The 22,640-nt window shown below is 63.8% G+C and carries 15 protein-coding genes; 10 read left to right on the top strand and 5 right to left on the bottom strand.

Annotation, left to right across the window (positions count from 1 at the left end):
- Positions 1-4: 4 nt before the first annotated feature.
- Positions 5-730 (bottom strand): ArsR/SmtB family transcription factor, encoded by a 726-nt coding sequence (locus OEG81_RS12150; protein ID WP_264129515.1) that lies wholly within the window; start codon positions 728-730, stop codon positions 5-7.
- A 42-nt stretch (positions 731-772) separates the two neighbouring features.
- On the opposite strand from OEG81_RS12150, the gene OEG81_RS18170 reads away from it, so the two are divergent.
- Positions 773-1,090, top strand: a complete 318-nt coding sequence (locus tag OEG81_RS18170) for a DUF1127 domain-containing protein (protein ID WP_412034144.1) — start codon at positions 773-775, stop codon at positions 1,088-1,090.
- Positions 1,091-2,126: 1,036 nt separating this feature from the next.
- Here OEG81_RS18170 and OEG81_RS12145 read toward each other — a convergent pair.
- Positions 2,127-4,424, bottom strand: a complete 2,298-nt coding sequence (locus tag OEG81_RS12145) for an NADP-dependent malic enzyme (RefSeq protein WP_264129514.1) — start codon at positions 4,422-4,424, stop codon at positions 2,127-2,129.
- 302 nt (positions 4,425-4,726) lie between these two features.
- Here OEG81_RS12145 and OEG81_RS12140 point away from each other — a divergent pair, with 302 nt between their 5' ends.
- The 5 genes from OEG81_RS12140 (at position 4,727) to OEG81_RS12120 (ending at position 13,049) form a co-directional block, all read left to right on the top strand.
- Positions 4,727-7,597 carry a 2-oxoglutarate dehydrogenase E1 component gene (locus OEG81_RS12140; protein ID WP_264129513.1) on the top strand — a complete coding sequence of 957 codons (2,871 nt, stop codon included), beginning with the start codon at positions 4,727-4,729 and terminating at the stop codon, positions 7,595-7,597.
- A 29-nt stretch (positions 7,598-7,626) separates the two neighbouring features.
- Positions 7,627-8,829, top strand: coding sequence for a 2-oxoglutarate dehydrogenase complex dihydrolipoyllysine-residue succinyltransferase (gene odhB, locus OEG81_RS12135; protein ID WP_264129511.1), 1,203 nt, complete (start codon positions 7,627-7,629; stop codon positions 8,827-8,829).
- A gap of 175 nt (positions 8,830-9,004) precedes the next feature.
- Positions 9,005-10,432, top strand: a complete 1,428-nt coding sequence (gene lpdA, locus OEG81_RS12130) for a dihydrolipoyl dehydrogenase (protein WP_264129509.1) — start codon at positions 9,005-9,007, stop codon at positions 10,430-10,432.
- Positions 10,433-10,558: 126 nt separating this feature from the next.
- On the top strand, positions 10,559-11,650 hold the full coding sequence (zapE, locus tag OEG81_RS12125) for a cell division protein ZapE (protein WP_264129508.1): 1,092 nt from the start codon (positions 10,559-10,561) through the stop codon (positions 11,648-11,650).
- A gap of 61 nt (positions 11,651-11,711) precedes the next feature.
- Positions 11,712-13,049 carry a tryptophan--tRNA ligase gene (locus OEG81_RS12120; protein WP_264129507.1) on the top strand — a complete coding sequence of 446 codons (1,338 nt, stop codon included), beginning with the start codon at positions 11,712-11,714 and terminating at the stop codon, positions 13,047-13,049.
- Positions 13,050-13,067: 18 nt separating this feature from the next.
- Here the strand turns inward: OEG81_RS12120 and OEG81_RS12115 are convergent, their stop codons facing one another.
- Positions 13,068-13,589, bottom strand: a complete 522-nt coding sequence (locus tag OEG81_RS12115; protein ID WP_264129506.1) for a hypothetical protein — start codon at positions 13,587-13,589, stop codon at positions 13,068-13,070.
- A 7-nt stretch (positions 13,590-13,596) separates the two neighbouring features.
- Positions 13,597-15,987, bottom strand: a complete 2,391-nt coding sequence (gene tex, locus OEG81_RS12110) for an RNA-binding transcriptional accessory protein Tex (protein WP_264129505.1) — start codon at positions 15,985-15,987, stop codon at positions 13,597-13,599.
- A 162-nt stretch (positions 15,988-16,149) separates the two neighbouring features.
- Between tex and OEG81_RS12105 the strand changes: the two genes are divergently transcribed.
- Positions 16,150-18,162 (top strand): ATP-dependent DNA helicase, encoded by a 2,013-nt coding sequence (locus tag OEG81_RS12105; protein ID WP_264132582.1) that lies wholly within the window; start codon positions 16,150-16,152, stop codon positions 18,160-18,162.
- A gap of 85 nt (positions 18,163-18,247) precedes the next feature.
- Here the strand turns inward: OEG81_RS12105 and OEG81_RS12100 are convergent, their stop codons facing one another.
- The gene (locus tag OEG81_RS12100) at positions 18,248-19,087 is read right to left on the bottom strand and encodes an outer membrane protein assembly factor BamD (RefSeq protein WP_264132581.1); all 840 of its coding nucleotides are present in this window, start codon (positions 19,085-19,087) and stop codon (positions 18,248-18,250) included.
- Between the two features lie 59 nt (positions 19,088-19,146).
- On the opposite strand from OEG81_RS12100, the gene OEG81_RS12095 reads away from it, so the two are divergent.
- From OEG81_RS12095 to phaC, 3 genes are all read left to right on the top strand, one after another.
- Positions 19,147-20,115, top strand: coding sequence for an RluA family pseudouridine synthase (locus OEG81_RS12095; RefSeq protein WP_264129504.1), 969 nt, complete (start codon positions 19,147-19,149; stop codon positions 20,113-20,115).
- Between the two features lie 2 nt (positions 20,116-20,117).
- Positions 20,118-20,924 carry a peptidoglycan editing factor PgeF gene (pgeF, locus tag OEG81_RS12090; protein ID WP_264129503.1) on the top strand — a complete coding sequence of 269 codons (807 nt, stop codon included), beginning with the start codon at positions 20,118-20,120 and terminating at the stop codon, positions 20,922-20,924.
- A 78-nt stretch (positions 20,925-21,002) separates the two neighbouring features.
- The gene (gene phaC, locus OEG81_RS12085; protein ID WP_264129502.1) at positions 21,003-22,637 is read left to right on the top strand and encodes a class I poly(R)-hydroxyalkanoic acid synthase; all 1,635 of its coding nucleotides are present in this window, start codon (positions 21,003-21,005) and stop codon (positions 22,635-22,637) included.
- The last annotated feature ends 3 nt before the right edge of the window (positions 22,638-22,640 follow it).

The raw sequence follows: 22,640 nt of genomic DNA, 5'->3' as shown, positions 1-22,640 counted from the left end.
CTTCCTAGACGGCGATGTTGAAGGCCTGGCCCAGCATTGCATGTCCGGCCGGGGTGAAGGCCACCGCCCGCGTGCCGTCCAGGCGGCGTATCCAGCCACGGTCAAAGCAGCATAAGCATAAGGCTTTGCCGATGGCGCCGGCGATATGAGGACGCCGTTCGCTCCAGTCCAGGCAGGGCCGGCAGAACGTCCTGCCGCTGTCCCGGCCGCCTGTGCCGGCCAATGCGGCGTCCAGATCGACGCCCAGATCGCTCAGGAACTGCGTGCCGCCGGTGGTCAGGGCGCCGCCATCCGCTGTGAACTCAATCTGCCCACGCTCGGCCATCCGGTCCGTCATCGCCACCGCAATTTGTCCGGCCAGGTGGTCATAGCACGTGCGGGCATATCGCAAGGCCTGGTCGCGCGGGCCGGTTACCACCGTTCTCTTTCGGCCGGCACGGCCAGGACCGTCTAGGTCGCCGGCCACCGACATGATGCTTTCTATCATCCTCGCCACGGCGGGTGAGGCCAGCCGGTGATAGCGGTGCCGGCCCTGGCGCTCCATCGTCAGCAGGCCGGCGTCGGTCAGCAGCGCCAGATGGCCGCTGGCGGTCTGCGGGGCGACGCCGGCGACTCGCGCGAGCTCGGTCGCCGTTAAGGCACGGCCATCCATAAGCGCGGCCATCATGTTTGCGCGCGCCAGGTCGCCCATCAAGGCGGCTGTTTCGGCAAATGTCGCGGTGCTGAGCATGAGGGTTTCCTTTGCGAAGGTTTGAGTCATCGTAGCATCGGGATGCCCGGCGATGCTTCGGCCCGGCCCGTAGCAATCGGGTGCTTATCGGATGCAGAATTTCCGCCATGGAATGTCAACTTTTTATGCCGGAGTGTAGCGATGATGCGGTCCGATAGCGGATATGTGCTTTTACGCCCTTTTGCTTTTGCATGGAAGAGAGGGTCTTTGTGGCTGCGGTGTTTGCGGTGGCTGGACGAACGCAGGCAACAGGTTCAACTGGAAGAGATGGATGAGCACATGCTGCGTGACATCGGGTTGACTCGTCACGATGTCATCCATCGCGTTCCCTTCAATAGGGCGCGTGAGTTTCGTATTTAGTCACGATTTGCTGGCGGTTGGATCGGGTTCTTATGCGGGGCTGTATATCGGTTCTTGAGGCAGGCGTGCCGGCGCAGGCCGGGGCCTGCTCACCGTCCGCAGTTCCGTTCCGGGACTACTCGCGTTTCCGGTCGCTGGCGGGGCGGCCGTGAAACTCGCAACGTTGGCAGCCCCCCCAGGCTGCCAACACCCTTGTTGCTCGGGCAGTCACGGCCTTGCCTCCCCGCCAGCAGCCGGAAACGCGACGCTCCCGAATTCGCCAGCCCCGGCCTGCGCCAGCATGCCTTTGCGTCAGAGGCTGATGATGGATGTTGGCCCCGGCCGTTTGAAGTGTTTCTGCTTGAGCTGGCCTGTTTGGAGTGCCGCCTGAAGGCGCTTCGGAAGCGACGAAGCGCCTCAGTGGTGGATTGCTTCTCAATGCCTGAAGGCCCGTAGCAATGTGGGCTTAATAACTGAAGCACCTGGAGTTCTGCGACGAGCGGGATACATGACAAACCAGCCGATACGCAATCTAGGCTTTAAAGACCTCGCAATCGTCCTTTGCAAAGGCGCGGTGGGCCGGCCTGGGCCGGGCGAAGTTTGAGCGCGCCGCGTGGGCGGGCTGGATCGGGGGCGTAAGAGGGCGCGCATGTTTGAGCATAAAATCGGTCCGGGGGACCGATTTTTGCGAGTTCGCGCCCGACCCCGAATCCAGACCGTTCAGGCGGGAAATCCCGGCGTAGCCGGGATCGCGGCGAGGCGCAGCCCGGTCCAGGCCGGCCCGCCACGCCGTTTTTAGAATCGGATAGGCAAGCCACACGGTTCACCACGCTACTCTTAGAACCGGATAGCCCAGGCCAGCCCGCCACGCCCGATAGAACAGGATCAATGCAGCGATGCACAGCAGTAAATCGCCCCTATGGAACCCGCACGCCGCCGCAAATGAAAACGGGCGCCCGTCATATAAACAGGCGCCCGTAAACAAAAAAAGCAGAACCGGCAAGAGGGCAGACGCGCTTCACTCCGACATCGAAGAAGCGCGTCGAACGCCGCCGGATTACAACTGAACCTGCCCAGCCTCCTGCTGCGCATCCACCACAGCCAGCGCCGTCATGTTCACAATCCGCCGCACCGTCGAGCTCGTCGTGAGGATATGCACAGGGCGCGCAGCGCCCAGCAGCACCGGCCCCATCGCCACGCCATTGCTGCCCGTCATCTTCAGCATGTTGTAGGTAATGTTCCCGGTATCCAGATTGGGCGTGATCAGCAGATTCGCCGGACCCTTCAATGTCGAGTCCGGGAAGGACTTCAGGCGGATCTTCTCGGACAAAGCCGAATCCGCATGCATTTCGCCGTCCACTTCCAGATCCGGTGCCCGTTCCGAGATCAGCCGGCGGGCTTCCGCCATCTTGCGCGACGATGCGGAAGAGCGGCTGCCGAAATTCGAATGCGACAGCAGCGCCACCTTGGGCACCACGCCGAAGCGCTGGACCTCTTGCGCCGCCTGTATCGTCATGTCCGCGATCTGCTCCGCCGTCGGATCCTCGTTCACGTGCGTATCGCAGATGAACAGCGTCTGCGTCGGCAGCATCAGCACATTCATGGCGGCGTAGGTCTGCGCCCCCGACTTCAAGCCGATGACCTCCTGCACATATTTCAGTTGATTGTCGAAGCGGCTGGTGACCCCGCACAGCATGGCATCCGCATCACCCCGCTGCAGCAGCATCACGCCGATCAGCGAATTGTGCTTGCGCACCATCGCCTTGGCGATCTCCGGCGTCACGCCGTCGCGGCCCTTCAGCTTGTAATAGGCGCTCCAGGTTTCATTGAAGCGCGAATCGTCTTCGGGATCGACGATATCGACGTCCCGGCCCACGGCCAGGCGCAGGCCGAACTTCTGGATGCGCATCTGGATGACCGAAGGGCGGCCGATCAGGATGGGGTGCGCGATCTGCTCGTCCACGATGGTCTGTGCCGCACGCAGGACGCGCTCGTCTTCGCCGTCGGCGTAGATCACGCGCTTGGGCGCGCTCTTGGCCTGCATGAACAGCGGCCGCATCAGCTGGCCCGTGTGATACACCAGGCTCATGAGCTTCTGGCGGTAGGCCTCCAGATCCTGGATGGGGCGGCGGGCCACGCCCGACAGGGCGGCCGCCTCGGCCACCGCCGGTGCGATCTTGACGATCAGGCGCGGATCGAAGGGCTTGGGAATGATGTAGTCGGGGCCGAAGGCCAGTTCCTGCCCCGCATAGGCCAGCGCCACCTCATCGTTCTGCTCCGCCTCGGCCAGCTCGGCAATGGCCTTGACGCAGGCCAGCTTCATTTCTTCGTTGATGACCGTGGCGCCCACGTCCATGGCGCCGCGGAAGATGAAGGGGAAGCACAGTACGTTGTTGACCTGATTGGGGTAATCCGAACGGCCGGTGGCGATGATGCAGTCCGGCCGGGCCGCCTTGGCGACTTCGGGGCGGATTTCGGGCTCGGGATTGGCCAGCGCCAGGATCAGGGGGCTGGGGCCCATGGTCTTCACCATCTCGGCGGTCAGCACGCCGGGCGCCGAGCAGCCCAGGAACACGTCGGCGTCCTTGCAGACGTCGGCCAGGGTGCGGGCATCGGTTTCCTGGGCATAGCGCGCCTTGTTGGGCTCCATGTTCTCTTCGCGTCCCACGCGGATGACGCCGCGCGAATCCACCACGTACATGTTCTCGCGTTTCAGGCCCAGGTGCACCAGCAGGTCCAGGCAGGCGATGGCTGCGGCGCCCGCGCCGGAGCACACCAGCTTCACGTCGCCGATTTTCTTGTTGACCACCTTCAGGCCGTTGATGATGGCGGCTGACGAGATAATGGCCGTGCCGTGCTGGTCGTCATGGAAGACCGGAATCTTCATGCGTTCGCGCAGCTTCTTCTCTATATAGAAGCATTCAGGCGCCTTGATGTCTTCCAGGTTGACCCCGCCCAGGGTGGGTTCCAGGGCGGCGATGATGTCCACCAGCTTGTCGGGATCGGTCTCGGCCAGCTCGATGTCGAAGACGTCGATGCCCGCGAATTTCTTGAACAGGCAGCCCTTGCCTTCCATGACGGGCTTGGCCGCCAGCGGGCCGATGTTGCCCAGGCCCAGCACGGCCGTGCCGTTGGTGATCACGCCGACCAGGTTGGATCGCGAGGTGTACATCGACGCCGCGTCTTCGCCCTCGGCATGAATGGTCATGCAGGCCACGGCCACGCCCGGCGAGTAAGCCAGCGACAGATCGTCCTGGTTGGCCAGCGGCTTGGTCGGCATGACCGAAATCTTGCCCGGAGAAGGATAGGCGTGATAGTCCAGGGCCAGTTTTGCAAGGTCGGCATTGGCGTCCATGGGGGCAGCTCCTAAAAATGAAAAACGAAAAAGATAACCGTGCTTGAAGGTTTACGCGAACAATTTGATGAGGAAAAATGCAAGGTGTTTGTAAATGCCAACGCTTTCCCGGTTTTGCGGCGCAATTCCGGGCTTTGGGTTTATTGCCCTATGCTTCAAGGGTATACTAGTATGAATACGGCTTATCAAGGCGTCGTACTGTTGCCTTCTGCCCCGCTATCCGCTAACCGGTCTGGCCGTGTCGCGGAAGGTTTTTCCCTGCATCATAACGAGTGAGACACTCGGATAGGTGAAGCGCACATATGTCATCGGAAATAGAACTTTCATCCAATTCATACCTGTTTGGTAGCAACGCACCATATGTCGAGGAACTCTACGAGTCCTACCTCGATAATCCCGGTTCTGTTTCAGACCAGTGGCGTACTTATTTCGACCAGCTTCAGCATCTGCCCGCCACCGACGGCCGCGAAATCACCCGCGACCAGGCCCATGCGCCCGTGGTCGAGTCTTTCGCGCAGCGCGCCAAGGCCAATGCCTTCGTCGTCCGGGCCCAAGAGCCCGACCTGGCCATTGCCAGCAAGCAAGTATATGTTCAATCGATCATCGCCGCATACCGGTCGCTGGGTTCGCGCTTCGCTGAACTCGACCCGCTGAAGCGCCACGATCGTCCCGTCATCCCCGAACTCGACCCCAGTTTCTATGGCCTGGCCGAAGCCGACCTGGATCAGGTCTATTCCGCCACCAATACCTACTTCACCAAAGCCGACACCATGACCATGCGGGACATGCTCAAGGCTTTGCGCGATACGTATTGCCGCAGCGTGGGCGCCGAGTTCATGCATATCTCCGATCCGGCTGCCAAGCGCTGGATCCAGGAACGCCTTGAATCCACCCTGGGCGTGCCCTCGTTCTCGGCCGATCGCAAGCGTCACATCCTGCAGCAGGTCACCGAGGCCGAAGGCCTGGAACGCTTCCTGCACACCAAGTACGTCGGCCAGAAGCGTTTCTCGCTTGAAGGCGGCGAAAGCTTCATCGCCTCCATGGACGAAGTCGTCGGCCACGCCGGCGAGAACGGCGTGCAGGAAATCGTCGTGGGCATGGCCCACCGCGGCCGCCTGAACATGCTGGTGAACATCATGGGCAAGATGCCCGGCGATCTGTTCGCCGAGTTCGAAGGCAAGCACGCCGAAGGCCTCACCGACGGCGACGTCAAGTACCACAACGGCTTCTCCAGCGACCTTTCCACGCGCGGCGGCCCCATACACTTGTCGCTGGCGTTCAACCCCTCGCACCTGGAAATCGTCAATCCCGTGGTCGAAGGCAGCGTGCGCGCCCGCCAGGACCGCCGCGGCGACGAAGAGGGTTCGCAGGTATTGCCCGTGCTGGTTCACGGCGATGCGGCCTTCGCCGGCCAGGGCGTGGTCATGGAAACCCTCAACCTGGCGCAAACGCGCGGTTACGGTACCGGCGGCACCCTGCACATCGTCATCAACAACCAGATCGGCTTTACCACGTCCGATCCGCGCGATACCCGTTCCACGCTGTATTGCACCGACGTGGTCAAGATGATCGAAGCTCCGGTCTTCCACGTGAACGGCGACGATCCCGAAGCGGTCGTGTATGTCACCCAGCTGGCGCTTGACTACCGCATGAAGTTCCACCACGACGTCGTGGTCGACATCGTCTGCTTCCGCAAGCTGGGCCACAACGAGCAGGACACCCCCTCGCTGACCCAGCCCCTCATGTACAAGAGCATCGGCAAGCATCCCGGCACGCGCAAGGTCTACGCCGACAAGCTGGTGGCGCAAGGCATCCTGGCCGAAGGCGAACCCGACCAGCTCGTCAAGGACTACCGTCAGCTCATGGAAGACGGCCAGCGCACCATCGAGCCCGTCCTCACCGACTACAAGAACAAGTATTCCACCGACTGGTCCGCCTTCCTGGGCGCCAAATGGACGGATCAGGCCGACACCGGCGTGCCGCTGGCCGAACTGACCCGCATCGGCGAGAAGCTGACGACCATTCCGGAAGGCTTCACCGTCCATACGCTGGTCAACAAGTTGCTGAACGATCGTCGCAGCATGGCGCGCGGCGAGCTGAATCTGGACTGGGGCATGGGCGAGCACCTGGCCTTCGCCACCCTGGTTTCCAGCGGCTACGCCATCCGCATCACCGGCCAGGATTCCGGCCGGGGCACGTTCACGCACCGTCATGCGGTATTGCACGACCAGAAGCGCGAGCGCTGGAACGACGGCACCTATATCCCCCTGCAGAACGTCTCCGAAAACCAGGCACCGTTCACGGTCATCGACTCGGTGCTGTCCGAAGAGGCCGTGCTGGCCTTTGAATACGGCTATGCCTCGGCCGAGCCCAACACCCTGACCATCTGGGAAGCCCAGTTCGGCGACTTCGTCAATGGCGCGCAAGTGGTGATCGATCAGTTCATCACCTCGGGCGAGGCCAAGTGGGGCCGCCAGTGCGGCCTGACCATGATGCTGCCGCACGGCTATGAAGGCCAGGGTCCGGAGCACTCCTCGGCCCGCATCGAGCGCTTCCTGCAGCTTTGCGCCGACAACAACATCCAGGTGGTGCAGCCGACCAATGGCGCGCAGATCTTCCACGTATTGCGCCGCCAGATGATCCGGCCTTTCCGCAAGCCGCTGGTCATCCTGACGCCCAAGTCGCTGCTGCGCAACAAGGACGCCACTTCGCCGCTGTCCGACCTGGCCAACAGCCAGTTCCTGCCGGTCATCGGCGAGCAGGACGAGTCCATCGATCCGGCGGGCGTCAAGCGCGTGCTGGTCTGCTCGGGCAAGGTCTATTACGACCTGGTCCATGCCCGCAAGGAAGCCGGCCGCAACGATGTCGCCATCCTGCGCGTCGAGCAACTGTACCCCTTCGCGCACAAGGCCTTCCAGGCCGAACTGCAGAAGTATGTCAACGCCAAGGAAATCGTCTGGACGCAGGACGAGCCCCAGAATCAGGGGCCCTGGTTTTATATTCAGCACCATTTGTACGAGAATATGGCTGAAGGTCAGAGGCTGGGCTATGCCGGCCGCGCCGCCTCGGCTTCGCCGGCGGTGGGCTACCTGGCCAAGCACCAGGAGCAGCAGCGCAACCTGCTCGAGCAGGCGCTGGCGCCCAAGTTCAAAAGCTTCATGCTGACCAAATAAACGAATACTTACACAACGGAAAACATACTATGGCTATTACTGATGTTCTCGTGCCCCAGCTTTCCGAGTCGGTTTCCGAAGCGACTCTGCTCAATTGGAAGAAGCAGCCAGGCGAAGCGGTCGAAGCCGACGAAATCCTGATCGAGGTCGAGACCGACAAGGTCGTCCTGGAGGTTCCGGCTCCCTCGGCGGGCGTCCTGAAGGAAATCGTCAAGGGCGACGGTAGCACGGTCACGTCGGGCGAAGTCCTGGCGCGCATCGATTCCGAAGGCAAGGCGACGGCCGCCGCGGCGCCCGCCCCTGCCGCCGAAGCAGCGCCGGCGCCCGCCGCCGCAGCCAGTGCGCCGGCCGCATCGGCCGTCGCGTCGCCCGCCGCCGGGAAGATCCTGGCTGAAAAAGGCGTCGATCCCGCTTCCGTCGAAGGCTCCGGCCGCGGCGGCCGCATCACCAAGGGCGATGCCCTGCAAGCGGGCTCCGCGCCGGCCGCCAAGGCTGCCGCCCCGGTCGCGCCGCCCACCCTGTCCCTGGACGGCCGTCCCGAGCAGCGCGTGCCCATGAGCCGCCTGCGCGCCCGCGTGGCCGAGCGCCTGCTGCAATCGCAGGCCGAAAATGCCATCCTGACGACCTTCAACGAAGTCAATATGCAGGGCATCCTGGACCTGCGCAAGAAGTACAAGGACCAGTTCGAGAAAGAACACGGCGTCAAGTTGGGCTTCACGTCCTTCTTCGTCAAGGCCGCGGTCGCCGCGCTCAAGAAGTACCCCGTCGTCAACGCCTCGGTCGATGGCAAGGACATCATTTACCACGGCTACTTCGACATCGGCATCGCCGTGGGCAGCCCGCGCGGCCTGGTGGTGCCCATCCTGCGCAACGCCGACCAGCTTTCCATTGCCGATATCGAAAAGCAGATCGCCGATTTCGGCGCCCGTGCGCGCGACGGCAAGCTGACTCTTGAAGAGCTCACCGGCGGAACCTTCTCCATTTCCAATGGCGGCGTCTTCGGCTCCATGCTGTCCACCCCCATCATCAATCCTCCGCAGTCGGCCATCCTGGGCATACACGCCACCAAGGATCGTCCGGTCGCCGAGAACGGCCAGGTCGTGATTCGTCCCATGAATTACCTGGCCTTGTCCTACGACCACCGGATCATCGACGGCCGCGAAGCCGTGCTGGCCCTGGTGGCCATGAAAGAAGCGCTCGAAGATCCCCAGCGCCTGCTGCTGGACGTCTAAGCATGCGGGAAAAAGCCTGAACAGAACCCCGGAAGCGATCCAGCCGCGCTGGATACGCCGACCGGGGTTTTTTTAGCGCTTTTCATCGTGGAGGCAGGCGCCGGCTGTGCCGCCTCCTTCCGGTTAGCGAGCTCTTCCGGAGCTTGCTTCAACACTATCCAGATCGAGAAAGAACATGGCTAAACAATTCGACGTCGTCGTTATCGGTGCGGGCCCTGGCGGCTACATCGCCGCTATCCGCGCTGCGCAACTGGGCATGACCGTTGCCTGCATAGACGCCTGGTCCACCGCCGACGGCAAGCCCGCGCCGGGCGGCACCTGCACCAATGTGGGTTGCATCCCGTCCAAGGCCCTGCTGCAGTCGTCCGAGCATTTCGAGCAGGTCAACCACCATTTCGCCGAGCACGGCATCCAGGTCAAGGGCGTCGAGCTCAAGCTGGACACCCTGATCGGTCGCAAGAGCACGGTGGTCAAGCAGAACAACGAAGGCATCCTCTACCTGTTCAAGAAGAACAAGGTCACCTTCTTCCACGGCACGGGCTCCTTCGTGGCGCACGTCGACGGCGGCTGGTCCATCAAGGTGGCGGGCAAGGCCGAGGAAGACCTCGTCGCCAAGCATGTCATCATCGCCACCGGCTCGTCGCCGCGCGCGCTGCCGGGCCTGCCCTTCGACGAAGAGCAGATACTGTCCAACGACGGCGCGCTGCGCATTCCCGCCGTGCCCAAGAAACTGGGCGTCATCGGCGCCGGCGTCATCGGCCTGGAGCTGGGCAGCGTATGGCGCCGCCTGGGCGCGGAAGTCACCATACTGGAAGCCATGCCCGAATTCCTGGCGGTCGCCGACCAGCAGGTCGCCAAAGAAGCCCAGAAAGCCTTTGCCAAGCAAGGGCTGGCGATTCACACCGGCGTCAAGATCGGCGAGGTGAAGTCCACCGCCAAATCGGTGACGGTGCCCTACACCGATGCGTCCGGCGCCGAGCAGAAGCTGGTCGTCGACCGGCTCATCGTCTCGATCGGCCGTGTGCCGAACGTCGACGGCCTGGGCGTGGATACCGTCGGGCTCAAGCGCGACGAGCGCGGCTTCGTGGTGGTCGACGACGATTGCAAGACCAATCTGCCCAATGTCTGGGCGGTGGGCGACGTCGTTCGCGGCCCGATGCTGGCGCACAAGGCCGAAGAGGAAGGCGTGGCGGTGGCCGAACGCATCGCCGGCCAGCACGGCCATGTCAACTTCGCGACCATTCCCTCGGTCATCTACACCTCGCCCGAGATCGCCTGGGTGGGCAAGAACGAACAGCAGCTCAAGACCGAAGGGCGCGACTACAAGGCCGGCAGCTTTCCCTTCATGGCCAATGGCCGCGCCCGTGCGCTGGGCGACACCACCGGCTTCGTCAAAGTCCTGGCCGATGCCAAGACCGACGAAGTCCTGGGCGTGCACGTCATCGGGCCGATGGCTTCCGAACTGATCGCCGAAGCCGTCACCATCATGGAGTTCCGCGGCGCCGCGGAAGACATCGCGCGCATCTGCCATGCGCATCCGACCTTGTCGGAAGCCATGAAGGAAGCGGCGCTGGCCGTCGACAAACGCACGCTCAACTTCTGATCCCGGATGGGCATGCATTGACCTTGCTGGGGGGCGGGCGGACGGCTCGCCCCTTTTGTTTTTTGCCTTGGGTCGGCCTAGGGCAAAACGCCCTGGCATATTGATTGTAGTGAAGAGCCTTGCCTTATGAATGTACGCGAGTATTACGAACATACCTTGCAGGAACGAGGATATCGGTCCGATGAAGCCCAGCGGGCGGCCATTGAGCGCCTGCAGGCGTATTTCGACGACTGGCTCGAGTTCAAGCAGGCCCGTTCGTCGACGCTGCGCAAGCTCTTCAAGCGGCCCGATGTCCCCCGCGGGGTCTATATGTGGGGCGGAGTGGGCCGCGGCAAAAGCTTCCTGATGGATGCCTTTTACCTGACCGTTCCGGTCAAGCGCAAAACCCGTGTGCATTTTCATGAGTTCATGCGCGGCGTGCATCGCGAGCTGGATAATGTGCGCGGCCAGCAGGATCCGCTGGACGAAGTGGCGCGCCGCATCGCCAAGCGCTATCGCCTGATCTGTTTCGACGAGTTCCACGTATCGGACGTCGCCGACGCGATGATACTGTATCGCCTGCTGCTGAAGCTGTTCGAGTACGGCACGTCTTTCGTCATGACCTCCAACTACGAACCCTCGACCCTGTATCCCGATGGGCTGCATCGCGACCGCATACTGCCCGCCATCAAGCTGATACAGGAAAGAATGGACATCATGAACGTCGACGTGGGCACGGACTACCGGCGGCGCGCGCTGGAGCAGGTGCGCATGTACCTGACGCCGATCACGCCCGACACGAACCGGGAGCTCCAGGAAAACTTCGACCGGCTGCTCGATACGGCCCCGATGAAGCCCGTGCTGGTGGTGGAGAACCGAGAAATCAAGGCGGTGGCCCTGGGAGGCAGCATCGTGTGGTTCGATTTCGCCACATTGTGCGGCGGGCCGCGCTCCCAGAACGACTACCTGGATCTGGCCAATCGCTTCCAGGCCGTCATTCTTTCCGATGTGCCGCGCATGAGCCCGCGCCATGCGTCCGAGGCGCGCCGCTTTACCTGGCTGATCGATGTGTTTTACGATCACAAGGTCAAGCTCATCATGTCGGCCGAGTGCGAGCCCGAAGAGCTTTATACCGATGGCCCCATGTCCAATGAATTCCATCGCACGGTGTCGCGCATCATGGAGATGCAGTCGCGCGAATACCTTGAAGCCGAGCGGCGCGAAGCCGTGACCCTGTGATTTCCGCCCGATCCCTGCCGTATGCGGGAGCCGGGCTTGTCCGTTTTACTTGAAGCGATTTATGAATACTCGTGTATTGACCGGCATTACGACTTCGGGAACGCCGCACCTGGGCAATTACGCCGGGGCCATCCGTCCGTCCATCCAGGCCAGCGTCCAGCCCGGCGTCGATGCCTTTTACTTCATGGCCGATTATCACGCGCTTATAAAGTGCGACGATCCGCAACGCATCGCGCGGTCGAGGCTGGAAATTGCGGCGACCTGGATCGCGGCGGGGCTGGATCCCGAGAAAGTCACGTTCTACCGGCAGTCGGACATTCCTGAAATACCCGAGCTATGCTGGATGCTGACCTGCGTGACGGCCAAGGGCCTGATGAACCGCGCCCACGCTTACAAGGCTTCGGTCGACCAGAACGTGGCGCGGCAGGCCGAGCCCGACGACGGCATCACCATGGGCCTGTTTTCCTACCCCGTGCTCATGGCCGCCGACATCCTGATGTTCAACGCCAACAAGGTGCCGGTGGGGCGCGACCAGATACAGCATCTGGAAATGACGCGCGACATCGCCCAAAGATTCAACCATCTGTATGGCAACGGCGCCGACTTCTTCGTCTTGCCGGAGGTCCAGATCGACGACGAGGTGGCCACGCTGCCCGGTCTGGATGGGCGCAAGATGTCCAAGAGCTACGACAACACCATTCCCCTGTTCGAAGGCGGAGCCAAGGGTCTGCGCTCGGCGGTGATGCGCATTGTGACCGACTCGCGTCAGCCGGGCGAAGCCAAGGATGCGGAAGGCTCGCACCTGTACACCTTGTACCGCGCCTTCGCCACGCCGGCCGAATCCGCCGTTTTCCGGCAGGAGCTGGAGGGCGGAATGGGCTGGGGCGATGCCAAGCAGCGCCTGTTCGAACGCATCGAGCAGGACCTGGCTCCCATGCGTGAGGTCTATGCCGAGCTGATGTCCAGGCCCGACCGCATCGAAGACATCCTGCAAGCCGGCGCCGCCAAGGCAAGGCGCCTGTCGCAACCCTTGATGGCGGCCTTGCGCGAAGCCGTCGGCTTGCGCGCATCGGCGGCCCCCGCGCGGGCGGCTTCGGCGTCCACGAAGAAGGCCGCCGGGAAGCGCGCCCGCTTCGTGAGCTTTCGCGACGAGGGCGGCCTGTTCCGCTTCCGCCTGCTGGCCGGCGACGGCCAGGAACTGTTCTTGTCCGAAAGCTTCGACAACCCCAAGGCGGCCGGCGCGGCCATCAAGGGCTTGCAAGGCGCGCCCCTGGACAGCCTGATCGCCCGGGAGGGCGGCCAGGCGGTGATGTCCCTGGATGGTGCCGTGGTGGGGCGCTTCGATGCCGCCCGCCTCGATCAGGTCAGGCAAGCCCTGGCGGACATGGCCCAGGATTAGAGCCTGGCCGCGGCAGCCCTAATCGCACAGCTCGGCCCTCAGGCCGAGCTCTTTGCATAGCGACAGGATGTCCATCGCCTGCTCGCGATACACCAGGATGACCTGGAAGTCATTCGTGTAGCTTTCGCCGAAAGCGATCAGGCGGTACTTGCCGTGATGCGCCAGCAACTGCCCATCCACCCATCGATAAAAATCGGAGATGGTCTGGAAATCGTTGTCGTCGTAGGGATAATCCGGCAGGGCGGGCTGCTCGAATGCATCGACGACCTGCTCGTACAGTTCATCCACGGTGTCGGCCACGGCGAAATAATCTTCCAGTTCCACGAAGACGATGAAGGCCATGACGCCGGCTGGGTCGTATTCGGCGACCTTGGCGGCATCGGCTCCATAGTGCTTGCGCAAGGTTTCGGCCGGCTCGTCCTCGGCCTGGATGCAGATGTTGACGATGCGCTCGGTTTCGTGCGGGTCCAGGTCGCCGCAGCTGAGCATGCCTATAAGCCGGGCAAGATGGTCGGCAAGAGAGCCGGAAACGGTGGCCATGTGCGCCCTACCTTTTCAGCTTGGCGAAGGCGGCCGCCATGGCGCCCTGGCCGGCGGGCTCGGGATTGCGCTGTTGCGGACCGCGCCTGGCGCCGCCGCCGGGCCCAGCCCGCCGATCGCCGCCCGGGCGCCGGTCGTCCCCGCCGCGCCGAACAGGGGCGGCATCGTCGTTCAGGCGCATGGTCAGGCCGATGCGCTTGCGGGCGACGTCCACTTCCTGAACCTTTACTTTGACCGTCTGGCCCACGCGCACGACGTCGCGGGGATCCTTCACGAAGGTTTCCGACAGGGCCGAGATGTGGACCAGCCCGTCCTGGTGCACGCCCACGTCGACAAAGGCGCCGAAGTTGGCAACGTTGGTTACCACGCCTTCCAGAATCATGCCGGCGTGCAGATCGTTGATGGTATTGATGCCTTCCTTGAACTGCGCCGTCTTGAACTCGGGCCGCGGGTCGCGGCCCGGCTTCTCGATTTCCTGGAAGATGTCCTTCACCGTGGGCAAGCCGAAGCGCTCGTTGGTGAACTCGGAGGGAGAGACGCCTTTCAGGGCGCCGGGCTGGCCCATGATGCTGTTTGCCTCGGCCTTGATTTTCTCCAGTATGCGCTGGACCACCGGATAGGCTTCGGGGTGCACCGCCGAGGCGTCCAGCGGGTTGTCGCCGTTGGGGATGCGCAGGAAGCCGGCGGCCTGCTCGAATGCCTTGTCGCCGAAGCGCGGCACTTTCAGCAAGGCCTTGCGGTTGGGGAAGGCGCCATTCTCGTCGCGCCAGGCGACGATGTTCCTGGCCAGCAGGGAATTCAGGCCCGAGACGCGTGTCAGCAGCGGAGCCGAGGCGGTGTTGACATCAACACCCACGGCGTTCACGCAGTCTTCGATGACCGCATCCAGCGAACGGGCCAGCTCGCGCTGGTTGACGTCGTGCTGGTACTGGCCCACGCCGATGGCCTTGGGCTCGATCTTGACCAGTTCGGCCAGCGGGTCCTGCAAGCGGCGCGCAATGGAGACCGCTCCGCGCAGGCTGACGTCCAGGTCAGGGAATTCGTGCGCGGCCAGTTCCGACGCGGAATAGACCGATGCGCCGGCTTCGGACACCATGACGCGCGTCAATTTCAGGTCGGGGAATTTCTCGAGCATGTCGATGACCAGCTTTTCGGTCTCGCGCGAGGCGGTGCCGTTGCCGATGGCGACCAGCTCGATCCTGTGCCGGGCGACCAGGGCGGCCAGGGTGTTGATGCTGCCTTCGCGGTCGCGGCGCGGCTCGAAAGGATAAACCGTTGCGGTGTCCAGGACCTTGCCGGTGGCGTCGATGGCGGCGACCTTCACGCCGGTGCGTATGCCAGGATCTAGGCCCAGCACCGATTTGGGGCCGGCGGGCGCCGCCAGCAGCAGGTCCTTCAGGTTGGCGGCGAAGACGCGTATGGCTTCCTGCTCGGCGGTCTCGCGCAGGCGGCCGACCAGTTCCGATTCGAAGGCGGTCAGCAGCTTCACGCGCCAGGTCCAGCGGCACACTTCGCCCAGCCAGCGCCCGCGAGGCGCGGCGTCGAGCCCGAAGTCGGCGCCGACGCGCAGGAAGTCGGCGATGCGCTGCACGCAGGGGTGGGGCGTCTGGGCTTCCAGCTCGGCCTCCAGGCCCAGGCGGATGTCCAGGGCGCCCTGCTGGCGGCCGCGCAGCAGCGCCAGGACTCGATGGGAGGGCAGGGAGCGCAGGGTCTCGCTGAAGTCGAACCAGTCCCGGAAATTGTCGCCTTCGTTTTCCTTGCCGTCGACGACCTTGGAATACAGCAGGCCGGTGCTCCACAAGTGTTCGCGCATATTGGCCAGCAGATCGGCGTCTTCGGCATAGCGTTCGGCCAGTATGTCGCGGGCGCCGTCCAGCGCGGCTTTCGCGTCGTTGATCGAGGCTTCGGCGTTCAGGTAGCCTTCGGCGAGCACGGCGGGATCGCAGTTGGCGTCCGCCAGGATCGCGTCGGCCAGCGGTTCCAGGCCCGCCTCGCGGGCGATCTGGGCGCGCGTGCGGCGCTTGGGCTTGTAGGGCGCATACAGGTCTTCCAGGCGCTGCTTGGTATCGGCGGCATTGATTTCCTGCTGCAGCTCCGGCGTAAGCTTGCCCTGCTGATGCACCGAATCCAGGATGGCCGCGCGGCGCGATTCCAGTTCGCGCACGTAAAGCAGCCTGACCTCCAGGTTGCGCAGCACGGTATCGTCCAGGCCGCCGGTTGCCTCTTTCCTGTATCGGGCGATGAAGGGGACCGTGGCTCCGCCGTCCAGCAACTCGACCGTGGCGGCGACCTGCGCGGCGCGCACATTCAGCTCATTGGCCAGCAAGGCGACAATACGGGCGGGGTCCACGGCGTCCTGGAAGGAGCCGGATGGTGCTTGAACAGGGGTATCGGTCATGTGTCCATCTATAAATCGGGAATAACGCGGCGCATTTTGCCACAACGGCCGCCTCGCCGGAAACATACGCGGGTATGATCACGTCTGGGTTCTCAAGGGAGTGCATACTTTACCCCTTTTGCCGCGACCCATCCGCCGGTCATATTCCTGATTTACCTTTTGATGCTTTTGCAAGAACTCTCCGATATCTTTTCGCCCGACGGCCCCCTGGCCAAGGCCGTGCCGGACTACCGTCCGCGGCAGGCCCAGCTGGAGCTCGCACAGGCCATCGAAGAGGCCTTGCAAACCCATTCCACGCTGATCGCCGAGGCGGGCACGGGCACAGGCAAGACCTGGGCCTACCTGGTGCCCGCTTTTCTCAGCGGACGCAAGGTGCTGGTGTCCACAGGCACGCGCACGCTGCAGGACCAATTGTTCCGCCGCGATCTGCCCCGGCTGCGCCAGGCGCTGGCGCTGCCCATTACGGTGGCGCTGCTCAAGGGCCGCGGCAACTACGTATGCCACTATCACCTCGAGCGCCTGCAGGGCGACGACAGGGCGCTGAAGTCCCGCGCGGAAATCAGCCAATTGCGCCATATCCAGGTGTTTGCGCAGCAATCGCGCAGCGGCGACCGCAGCGATCTGGCCGAAGTGCCCGAAGACGCCGACATCTGGAACCGCGTCACGTCCACGCGCGAGAACTGCCTGGGCCAGGAGTGCCCGCATGTGCGGGATTGCTTCGTCATGAAGGCCAGGCGCCAGGCGCAGGACGCCGACCTGGTGGTGGTCAATCACGCCTTGTTCATGGCCGACCTGGCCCTGCGCGAAGAGGGCATCACCGATCTGCTTCCCACCGTCGAACTGGTGGTGTTCGACGAGGCGCATCAATTGCCCGACGTCGCCACGCGCTTCCTGGGCACCAGCGTGTCGTCGCATCAGTTGCTCGACCTGGCGCGCGCGGCCGAAGCGGCCGGGCTGGCCCATGCGCGCGAATCCACCAACTGGAGCGAGGCGGGCAAGAAGATCGAGCATGCGGCACGCCAGTTGCGGCTGGCCGCGGCGCCCATCGAAAAAATGCCCGGGCGCAAGGCCACCTTCCAGGCCATACCCAATCCGGACGAATTCGATGCGGCCCTGTCCGAACTGCTGGACGTGCTGGACAAAAGCTCGCAACTGCTTTCGGTGGTCAGCGAGAAACACCCCGACCTGGCCGCGGTTTCCAAGACCTGCCTGGACCTTCGCGCCCGCCTGTACCTATGGAGCCAGCCCGACCGCCAGGGCGGCAACACGCTCAAGCCGCCCGTTGCGGAAGGCGCGCAGGCTGCGGACGAGGACCAGGCCGCCGTCCGATGGGTGGAGCACAGCCTGCATCATATGCGGCTGCACAGCGCGCCTTTGTCGGTGGCCCGGATTTTTTCCCGCTATCGAGGCAAGGAGCAGACCTGGGTGCTGACTTCCGCCACCTTGTCCGTGCACGGCGATTTCAATCATTTCCTGCGCCAGCTCGGGCTTTGGGACGCGAAGACCTTGCGCTGGGATTCGCCTTTCGACTATTCCGCCCAGGGCGTCCTGTATGTCCCCAAGGCGCTGCCCCTGCCCAGCGACCGCCATTTCAATGAACGCTTCGTCGACGTGCTGCTGCCGCTGATCCGGGCATCGGCGGGCGGCGTGCTGGTGCTCTGCACGACACTGCGGGCCGTGGACCGGATCGCCGAGTTGCTTGAGGAGCGCTTCGAGGACGAGGACATAGACCGGCCGCTGCTGCGGCAGGGCGAAAGTTCGCGCCGGGCGCTGCTGGAGCGCTTCCGGGCGGCCAACAACGCGGTGCTGGTGGGCAGCGCCAGTTTCTGGGAAGGCATAGATGTGCCGGGCAATGCGCTGACCCTGGTGGCCATCGACAAGCTGCCCTTCGCGCCGCCCGACGATCCCGTCCTGGAGGCTCGCCTGACTCTGTGCCGCAGCCAGGGCGGCAACCCCTTCATGGAATACCAACTGCCCGAGGCCGCCATTGCACTGAAGCAGGGCGCGGGCCGCTTGATACGGTCGGAAGGGGATTGGGGCGTGCTGGTGGTGGGCGACACCCGTATCGTGGAAAAGCCCTACGGAAAGCTGCTGTGGCGCGGGCTGCCGCCGTTTTCACGCACCCGCGAGCCCGGACAGGTCGTGGCTTTTTTCGAGAAAAAACAGGCCGGCTGAAATGCATCGGCCCCGCGCAGGCGGGGCCGGATCGCAATGGGCGGGATACGCGCCGGTCAAGCCGCGGGAAGCGGGGCGCCGGCCTTCAGAACCAGTTGATGGGATTCCAGTAGCTGCCGCCCGGCTCGTCCAGGCCCTGTTCGTAGAACTTGCTGTTGGGAAAGTTCTGGTCGAGCACGCGTTTTGCATCGTCGCGCAGCTCGGTCAGGCCCAGCTTGTCGTAGGACAGGTAGATGATGTACAGGGCTTTTTCGGCAATGGGGACGCCCTGGAAGTCGGTGATGACGGTTTGCGCCCGGTTGATCGCCGCCACGTAGGCGCCGCGCTCGTAGTAATACTGGGCAACGTGCACTTCGTTCTGCGCAATCGTGCCGACCAGCCAGGTTACGCGTTTCTTGGCGTCGGCGGTATAGCGGCTGTCGGGATAGCGCTTGATGAGTTCGTTGAACGACTCGTACGATTCCCTCAGGCCCTTGGGATCGCGTTCGCTGGGATCCTGGCGCGTGAATTTGGTGAACGAGGCGCTGGGGGGCGTGAAGGTGATCAGCCCCTTCAGGTACAGCATGTAGTCGGTGCCGGCATGGTTGGGATACTGCTGCTGGAATCGGTCGATGGCGGCCAGGGCCTGCTCGGGTTCGTCGTCTTTCCAGTTAACGTATGCCTGGTCGATCAGCGACTGCTGCGCATAGCCGCCAAAGGGATAGCGCGCTTCGACGGCTTCCAGGCGGGTGCGCGCGTCTTTCCAGTTGCCGGCGCTGATTTCCGTGCGGGCATCCTGGTACAGGCGCTCGGCGCTCCAGCCGGCGGTGGGGTCTTTCTCGCCCTTGATGGATCCGCATCCGGCGATCAGCACAACGGCAAGGAGGGCGAGGGCGGCGTGACTTAACCGCGCGAAGCCGGGAAATCGGGATTGATTGAAGTCGATACGAGTCACAAAGGCATCCTTGGTGTTAGCATTGCACGCAGATTATATGATTTGTCGCCATGCCTGACACAGATATCGCCAAAGAAAGTTTTTCGTCGGCCGCGCCGCTTGAATTCCAGATTCCCTATACGGCACTGCCGGAGCGGCTCGACAAGGTTCTGGCCCGGCTGGTGCCCGATCATTCCCGCAGCAGGCTCCAAGGGTGGATAGAGGCCGGCCATGTGCTGGTCAATGGCCAGCCGGGCCGCATCAAGCAGATGGCCAACCCGGGCGACAAGCTGCTGGTTTATGAACAGGCCGCTCCCGAGTCGCAGGCCTTCACGCCCCAGGACGTCGACTTCACGACGCTGGATGAAAGTCCCGACTGGATCGTCGTCTGCAAGCCCGCCGGACTGGTCACCCACCCGGGGGCCGGCAACTGGCAGGGCACGCTGCTGAACGGCCTGCTTTACCGTTACCCGGAACTGGCCCGGGTGGCGCGCGCGGGCATCGTCCATCGCCTGGACAAGGACACCTCCGGCTTGCTGGTGGTGGCCCGGCACGAAAAAGCCCAGACGCATCTGATCCGCCAATTGCAGGCGCGCAGCGTCAGCCGCGAATACATTGCCCTGGTCCATGGCCGCCTGACCCGGCCGGGCACCGTCAGGCTGGATATCGGCCGCGACCCGCGCGTGCCGGTGCGCATGGCTGTCGAGAACCCCATCGCGCCCAAGCCGGCGATCACGCATTACACGCCGCTGCGGGTCGGGCAGGCCGCTCCGGGCGAGGGCGCCACCGTCACTCAGGTCGCCTGCAAGCTGGAAACCGGCCGCACGCATCAGATCCGCGCGCACATGATGAGCTTGCGCCATCCGCTGGTCGGCGACGCGCTGTATGGCGGAAGGTCTGTTGGCGGCGCCCAGCGCCAGCTGCTGCATGCGCGGGCGCTTGCCTTCGATGATTTTTCCAGCGGCGGGCGGGTGTCTTTCCAGGCGCCGCTGGCCGAGGATTTTCAGCGCGTGCTCGATGGCATCGAGTGGGAGGAATGACGATGGACGAGGTCCTGCCGACCGTTTCCGGCCTTCCCTGGACGGGGGTGGAGTATTTCAGCACGACACGCCGGGGCGGCGTCAGCACCGGGCCATGGCACTCCTTGAACCTGGGCCTTCATACCGGGGACGATGGCGAGCATGTGGCGGCGAACCGGAAGCGGCTCGGCGCCATGGCGCCGTCGGAACCCCTGTGGCTGAAGCAGGTGCATGGTACGGACGTCTTCGATGCGGACCGCCCGCCTGACGGCACGCGGGACGGCGCTTTGGCGGCAGGCGTCCCTGTTGCCGATGCCGCCGTCACGGCAACGGCGGGAAGGGTGCTGGCCATCATGACGGCCGACTGCCTGCCTGTGGTGCTGGCCGACACCGGCGGCACAGTCCTGGGCGTGGCGCATGCCGGATGGCGGGGGCTGGCCGCAGGCGTGCTCGAGAACACCCTGCGGGCCATGCGCGGGCGCGCACCCGCAGAGGCGCAGTGGCGGGCCTGGATAGGCCCCGGCATCAGCCAGCGCCATTTCGAGGTGGGCGACGATGTTCACCAGGCCTTCGCCGACGCCGACCCCGCCACCGCCGCCTTCTTTGCCGAAAAGGGAGGCGGAAAATGGCTGGCCGACCTGCCTTCGATTGCGCGGCATCGCCTGCACAAAGCGGGCGTCGGCAACGTGGAACTGAGCGGGCAATGCACATACGGCCAGGCGGACACCTACTACTCCTATCGGCGCCAACCCGCCACCGGCCGTTTGGCTACCCTGGCCTGGCTGAAGCCGCCCGCCGGCAGCCCCGTATCGCACGCCGCGGACGGGTAGCGACTTACCCTGATTGACACGCTTTTAAATGCCATAGAACATGGGGTCAAAACGTCGATAAGTGTAAGGTGTCTTAAAGTGAGAGCTCCGTCGTCATCATCGTGGCCCGTTCCGGTCAGCATTGCTCCGGACAAGCTCGGAGCAATTCAGGCAGAGTTCTCCCGCGAATGGCTGCGCATCGCCGCCAGCGCCCAGCAGGGTTCGCTCGAACCGCCGGCCGATCGCCGGTTCAGCAAGCCGGCCTGGGCGGCCAGTCCCGCATCCCTTTTTTCCGCGCACGCCTATCTGCTGTCGGCCAGGTCCATGAACCAGATGCTCGACGCGGCCGATCTTCCCGAAGCCGTGCGCAGCCGTTTGCGCTTTTCGCTCATGCAGTGGCTCGAGGCGGTCTCCCCCTCCAATTTCCTGGCAAGCAATCCCGAAGCTCAGCAAATGCTCATCCAGACTCAGGGCCAGTCCCTGGGCAAGGGCATGCGCAATCTGTTGTGCGACCTGCAAAAAGGGCGGCTTACCCAATCGGACGAATCCGGCTTCGAGCTGGGCGGCAACCTGGGCGTCACGCCGGGCGAAGTCGTGTTCCAGAATCCGCTCATGCAGGTGATCCAGTACGCGCCGCAAACCGCCCAGGTCCACAAAAGGCCTTTGCTGATGGTGCCGCCGTGCATCAACAAGTTCTACATACTCGACCTGCAAGCCGAAAACTCCTTCGTCAGGCATGCGGTACTGGAAGGCTTTACGGTTTTCCTGGTGTCCTGGCGCAATCCCCTGGATTCCGATGCCGACGGCATCGACACCGCAACCTGGGGCGATTACCTGCGGCACGGCGTGCTCCAGGCCGTCGACGTCGTGCGGGACATCTCCGGGCAGGACCAGATCAACGCGCTGGGCTTTTGCGTGGGCGGCACCTTGCTGGCCTCGGCGCTGGCGCTGGCGCATGCGCAGGGCGACGATCCCGCCGCCAGCCTGACCCTGCTCACCACGCTGCTCGATTTCGATGAAACCGGCGTGCTCGATGTCTTCGTCGATGAGGCGCACGCCCAGGCGCGGGAGCATCAACTGGGGCAGGGCGGACTGATGACCGCCCGGGAACTGGGCACGACATTTTCCTTTCTGCGTCCCGGCGAGCTCGTCTGGAACTATGTCGTGGGCAACTACCTGAAGGGCGAGGCGCCGCCCGCTTTCGACCTGCTTTACTGGAATGCCGACGGCACCAATCTTCCAGGGCCTTTCTTCGCCTGGTATTTCCGCAATACCTATCTCGAGAACAACCTGAAGACGCCGGGCCGCGTCCAGGTCGACGGCCATGGCCTGGACCTGAGCACGCTGGCCATGCCCGCCTACATATACGGCTCCCGCGACGATCATATCGTCCCCTGGCATTCGGCCTATGCCACGACCCGCCTGTTGCGCGGGCCCATGCGCTTCGTGCTGGGCGCTTCGGGCCATATCGCGGGCGTCATCAATCCGCCGGCCAAGAAGCGCCGCAGCTACTGGAGCCATCCGGCCGACTATCCGCCCTCGGGCATGCCGGGCGACCCGGCGGGCTGGTTCGACGCGGCCACCGAGCATCCGGGCAGTTGGTGGACCGACTGGACCACATGGCTGGCCTCGCATTCGGGAAGCCGGGTTCGCGCGCGGCCCAAATTGGGCAATGCGCGTTATCGGCCGCTGGAGGCGGCGCCCGGAAGCTATGTAAAGGTACGCGCATTTTGATCG

Origin of the sequence: Pollutimonas sp. M17, from assembly GCF_025836975.1 — a bacterium.
In the GTDB taxonomy this organism is placed as follows: domain Bacteria; phylum Pseudomonadota; class Gammaproteobacteria; order Burkholderiales; family Burkholderiaceae_B.
This window is presented reverse-complemented; position numbering and strand designations above follow the sequence as displayed.

Excerpts from the sequence above, each read along its gene's own strand:
- OEG81_RS12150 (WP_264129515.1), bottom strand. The coding sequence starts at position 730 with ATGCTCAGCACCGCGACATTTGCCGAAACAGCCGCCTTGATGGGCGAC.
- OEG81_RS12145 (WP_264129514.1), bottom strand. The coding sequence starts at position 4,424 with ATGGACGCCAATGCCGACCTTGCAAAACTGGCCCTGGACTATCACGCC.
- OEG81_RS18170 (WP_412034144.1), top strand. The coding sequence starts at position 773 with ATGCCCGGCGATGCTTCGGCCCGGCCCGTAGCAATCGGGTGCTTATCG.
- OEG81_RS12140 (WP_264129513.1), top strand. The coding sequence starts at position 4,727 with ATGTCATCGGAAATAGAACTTTCATCCAATTCATACCTGTTTGGTAGC.
- OEG81_RS12115 (WP_264129506.1), bottom strand. The coding sequence starts at position 13,589 with ATGGCCACCGTTTCCGGCTCTCTTGCCGACCATCTTGCCCGGCTTATA.
- lpdA (WP_264129509.1), top strand. The coding sequence starts at position 9,005 with ATGGCTAAACAATTCGACGTCGTCGTTATCGGTGCGGGCCCTGGCGGC.
- zapE (WP_264129508.1), top strand. The coding sequence starts at position 10,559 with ATGAATGTACGCGAGTATTACGAACATACCTTGCAGGAACGAGGATAT.
- OEG81_RS12120 (WP_264129507.1), top strand. The coding sequence starts at position 11,712 with ATGAATACTCGTGTATTGACCGGCATTACGACTTCGGGAACGCCGCAC.
- tex (WP_264129505.1), bottom strand. The coding sequence starts at position 15,987 with ATGACCGATACCCCTGTTCAAGCACCATCCGGCTCCTTCCAGGACGCC.
- OEG81_RS12105 (WP_264132582.1), top strand. The coding sequence starts at position 16,150 with ATGCTTTTGCAAGAACTCTCCGATATCTTTTCGCCCGACGGCCCCCTG.
- pgeF (WP_264129503.1), top strand. The coding sequence starts at position 20,118 with ATGGACGAGGTCCTGCCGACCGTTTCCGGCCTTCCCTGGACGGGGGTG.
- OEG81_RS12095 (WP_264129504.1), top strand. The coding sequence starts at position 19,147 with ATGCCTGACACAGATATCGCCAAAGAAAGTTTTTCGTCGGCCGCGCCG.
- odhB (WP_264129511.1), top strand. The coding sequence starts at position 7,627 with ATGGCTATTACTGATGTTCTCGTGCCCCAGCTTTCCGAGTCGGTTTCC.